Genomic DNA, 3,907 nt, shown 5'->3' with positions numbered 1-3,907 from the left:
GTTCGCCCGGGGCGGCCGCCTGCGGCCTTCACCTGCCTTACTGCTCGGTCGGTTGGCCTACAACGTACGGCTGGTGCGAGGCTACTGGATGCCCAGCGCCACGTAGTCGTACATCTGCTGGCCGTCGTTGACCATGACGTTGGTCAGGCCCTTGCCGCGGATGAGCAGCGACTTGGCCACGATGCCCGGCAGGATGACCGACTCCTCCATGACGCGCTTGTCGATGGCGGCGTACATCTGCTCGCGCTTGGCCGTGTCGGCCTCCTGGAGCACCTGGTCGAACATCTTGTCCACCTCGGGGATGCGGACCGAGAGGTTGGACGAGCCGCCGGTCTCGCGGATGACCCGGCTGTCGGTGATCTGCTGCAGGAAGCCGTAGCCGTCAGGCCAGTCGGAGCCCCAGCCGTTGGTGGCCAGGCCGAGCTTCTCCTTCACCACGAACGACGGCTTGCCGGCGTAGAGCGAGAAGTAGTCCTTCAGCGGGTACGGCTTGAGCGTCACGTTGATGCCGACGCGGGCCAGCGAGTCCTTGAGCGCCTCGGCGGTCTTCTTCTCCTTGTCGCGCTCGGCGCGGTAGGCGATGTTCGTCTCGAACCCGTTGGGCTGGCCGCACTTGGCCAGGTGCTCCTTGGCCTTGGCCAGGTCGCCCTTGCCCTCGGGGCTCGGGTAGAGGTCGATCTTCTGGTAGCCCGGGATGCCCGGCGGCAGCAGGTTGGTCGCGATCTCGCCACCGGTCGAGCCGCCGTAGGCGGCGACGTAGCCGGTCTTGTCGGCCGCGTACTGGATCGCGATCCGGCAGTCCTTGTTGTCGAGCGGCTTCACCGTCGGGTTGATCGAGGTGTACCAGAGCCGCTGCAGCGTGGCGTTGTCGGTGCGGGCCTTGAGCGCCGGGTCCGGCAGGATCTTGCTGAGCGCGGCCGGCTGGACGCCGGTGCCCTCGATCGCGACGTGCAGGTCGCCGGAGATCACCCGGTTGTCGATGTCGTCGGCGTTGACGTTGGTCGAGACCTCGAACCTGTCGGGCAGCGCCGGCCGGTTCGGGTCGGTCGCCGGGTCCCACTGCTCGTTGCGGACCAGGCTGAAGCCCTTGCCGATCTCGTTCTTCTCGAACTTGTACGGGCCCGAGGAGATCACGTGCTCCTGGTATTTCGTGCCCGTGTCCTTGGCCTGCGGCACCGGCATGGTGACCGACATCTGGGTCAGGTAGTCGAAGCCGCTGAAGGGCTGCTTCAGGTGGAAGATGACGGTCTTGTCGTCGGGCGTCTCGATGGCCGAGCTGAAGTCGGCGCCCTTCGACTTGTACGGGCCCTTGTAGTCCTTCGGCCAGTTGAGCAGGTCGTTGAGGTAGGTCGGGCCGTTCGGGAAGGTCTCCCTGTCGAACGAGCGGGCCACGCCGTAGGCCACGTCCTTGGACGTGATCGGGGTGCCGTCCTCGTACTTGAGACCGTCACGCAGGGTGTAGGTCCAGGTCTTGAAGTCCTCGCTCGGCTTGCCCAGCTCGGCGGCGAGGTCGGGCACCGGCTTGGCGCCCTCGGCCCCCGGCTTGGCGGGGAACATCGTCAGCGCCCGGCCGTACAGCCGGATGAAGTTCCACGAGTAGCCGTAGTAGGTGTCGGCCGGGTCCAGCGAGTCCCAGTCGCCGGAGTTGGCCAGCTTGATGGTGCCGCCCTTCTTCGTCGAGGGGTTGAACACCCCCGTGAGCGCGGCGTCGGCTTTGTCTTGCGCGGCGGGCTGGCCCGGCCCACCGGTCGACTGAGGCGTGGTGCTCGTGCCTCCACAGGCCGTCAGGCCCATGGCGAGCGCCACGGTGACCGCGGACACCGCCAGCGCGGGCTTTCTTCTCATCTCTTACTACACCCCTTGTGGTTAGGAGGCAGGGAAACTGCGGGTGATCTGAATGTCATCGGTTGCCACGCGGATCGAGCGCGTCGCGCAGACCGTCGCCGAAGAGGTTGAAGGCCAGCACGGTGATGAAGATCGCCAGGCCGGGGAAGATTGCGAAGTGCGGGACGGTGTAGATCCGCGCCGCGTCGGCCAGCATCCCGCCCCAGGTGGGGGTGGGCGGGCGGACGCCGACTCCGAGGAACGACAGCGCCGCCTCGAACAGGATGTTCGTGGGGATCAGCAGCGTCGAGTAGATCAGGATCGGCGCCATCAGGTTGGGCATCAGCTCGCGGAAGATGATGTACGGACCGCGCGCGCCCAGGCTCCGCGCGGCGTCGACGAACTCTCGTTCGCGCAGCGACAGTGTCTGGCCGCGGATGATGCGCCCGATGTACGGCCAGTTGAAGAACCCGATGATGAAGATCAGCAGGCAGACGCGCAGCGTGTCACCGGACAGGCCGAACGCCTGATCCGGCACGACGCCGGCCAGCGCGATCGCGAACACCAGCAGCGGGAAGGCCAGGAACACGTCCATGGCGCGGGAGATGACGGTGTCGAGCCAGCCGCCGAAGAACCCGGCCATGACCCCGAGGATGGTGCCGATGCCGACCGAGAGCAGGGTGGCGAGGAAGGCGATCAGCAGCGAGATGCGCGCCCCGTACAGGATGCGGCTGAAGATGTCGCGCCCCCAGACGGGCTCGACACCGAACAGGAAGTCCCATCCGATCCCGCCGAACCGGTCCTTGGGGATCTGCGTCTCCTGGTCGATCATCTCCCGGTGGAACTCGAGCGGCGGATGGCCGAGCCACGCCACGATGAGCGGCGCGAAGAACGCCACCACGACGAGGAAGATGATGACGTACGCCCCGGCCATGGCGACCTTGTCGCGCTTGAGGCGCATCCAGGCGATCTGGCCGAGCGAGCGCCCCTGGATCGCCGTGCCGCCCGCGCCCGCCGCGACCGCTTCGGGAGCGGCATGGGAGGCGGACTCGGGCACATCGAGTGGTGCCGTCACGCGCTCTCCTCCCCTCGCGCCGCGTGGCGCATCGAGGGTCGCGTGACCAAGGTACTGCGCATGCGCTTCAGGCCCCCTGGGTGTCAGACCACGTCCATCGCGGCCGTCACCCGGTCGGGGTGACAGCCGTGTCGTGCGGGACCGCACGTCACGGCCCCAGGGTGCAGAATCTATGCCCTGAGCTGCGCTGACCAGCCCTTCGCCCCGCTATGTGGCTCAACTGTGATTCATGCGAAACTCATTCGTATTGATCTTGACCCCTTTTGTAAGGGGCGCATCCTGATTGTGTCTCGGAACTGTGACAGTGTCCCTGACCACCCGTTCGCCCGCGCCTTCAGCTGATGCCGCGCCGCCGGAGAATGTCCTCGATGTCGGAGAAGTCGTCGTCGCTCTTGCGCCCCTCGCCGGCTGTGACCGCAGGCTTGCCCGCCTGTCCCGCGCCGGGCGTCTTACCGGGTGCGCCACCTGGGGCCGCGCCCGCCGTACGGGTCTCGCCAGCCGGGGTCGCGGGGGCCTTCTTCCCCGCCCCCTTGGCGAGCCTGCGCCCGCGCACCACGCCCGACACCACGAACAGCACCGCCGACAGCCCGGCCACCGCGACACCGGCCCACACGACCGGGTTGAACACGAGGCTCGTGACGAACCCGACGACGGTGGCGCCGATGGTCCACAGCGCCTGCAGCGCCCCGGTGAGGTAGGCGGCCGCCGGCAGCAGCGCCCACGCCGCCACCCTCATGCCCGCCGCCGCCCCCCTGCGCCGGAACGCGAAGAAGCTCAGCACCAACCCCGCGATGGTGACGCCGGCGCACAGCGGCAACCACGCGATCTGCTCGAAAGTCATTCGGCCGCCCCTCGTATGTGGATCGACTACGTCTCAATCCTGGCACGCGCCCCCCGCCCCACCCTCCTCCCCGAGAACCACTCTCCCCCTTAGGGCCTGTTCTGGGTTCGGATCTTTAGGTGGGGTCAAGGCTTCGGATCCATAGGATGGCGCCTCGCAGATAGAGC

General features: G+C 67.6%; 3 protein-coding genes. All 3 read right to left on the bottom strand.

Going from position 1 to position 3,907, the window contains the following annotated elements:
• Positions 1-81 precede the first annotated feature (81 nt).
• Positions 82-1,845, bottom strand: a complete 1,764-nt coding sequence (locus DQW85_RS26360; RefSeq protein WP_113702633.1) for an ABC transporter substrate-binding protein — start codon at positions 1,843-1,845, stop codon at positions 82-84.
• Positions 1,846-1,900: 55 nt separating this feature from the next.
• Positions 1,901-2,899 (bottom strand): ABC transporter permease, encoded by a 999-nt coding sequence (locus DQW85_RS26355; RefSeq protein WP_113702632.1) that lies wholly within the window; start codon positions 2,897-2,899, stop codon positions 1,901-1,903.
• Between the two features lie 334 nt (positions 2,900-3,233).
• Entirely contained in the window at positions 3,234-3,740 is a 507-nt protein-coding gene (locus DQW85_RS26350) for a cellulose synthase (RefSeq protein ID WP_113702631.1), read from the bottom strand.
• Positions 3,741-3,907: the final 167 nt, after the last annotated feature.

It is taken from the genome of Nonomuraea lactucae, from assembly GCF_003313395.1.
In the GTDB taxonomy this organism is placed as follows: domain Bacteria; phylum Actinomycetota; class Actinomycetes; order Streptosporangiales; family Streptosporangiaceae; genus Nonomuraea; species Nonomuraea lactucae.
This window is presented reverse-complemented; position numbering and strand designations above follow the sequence as displayed.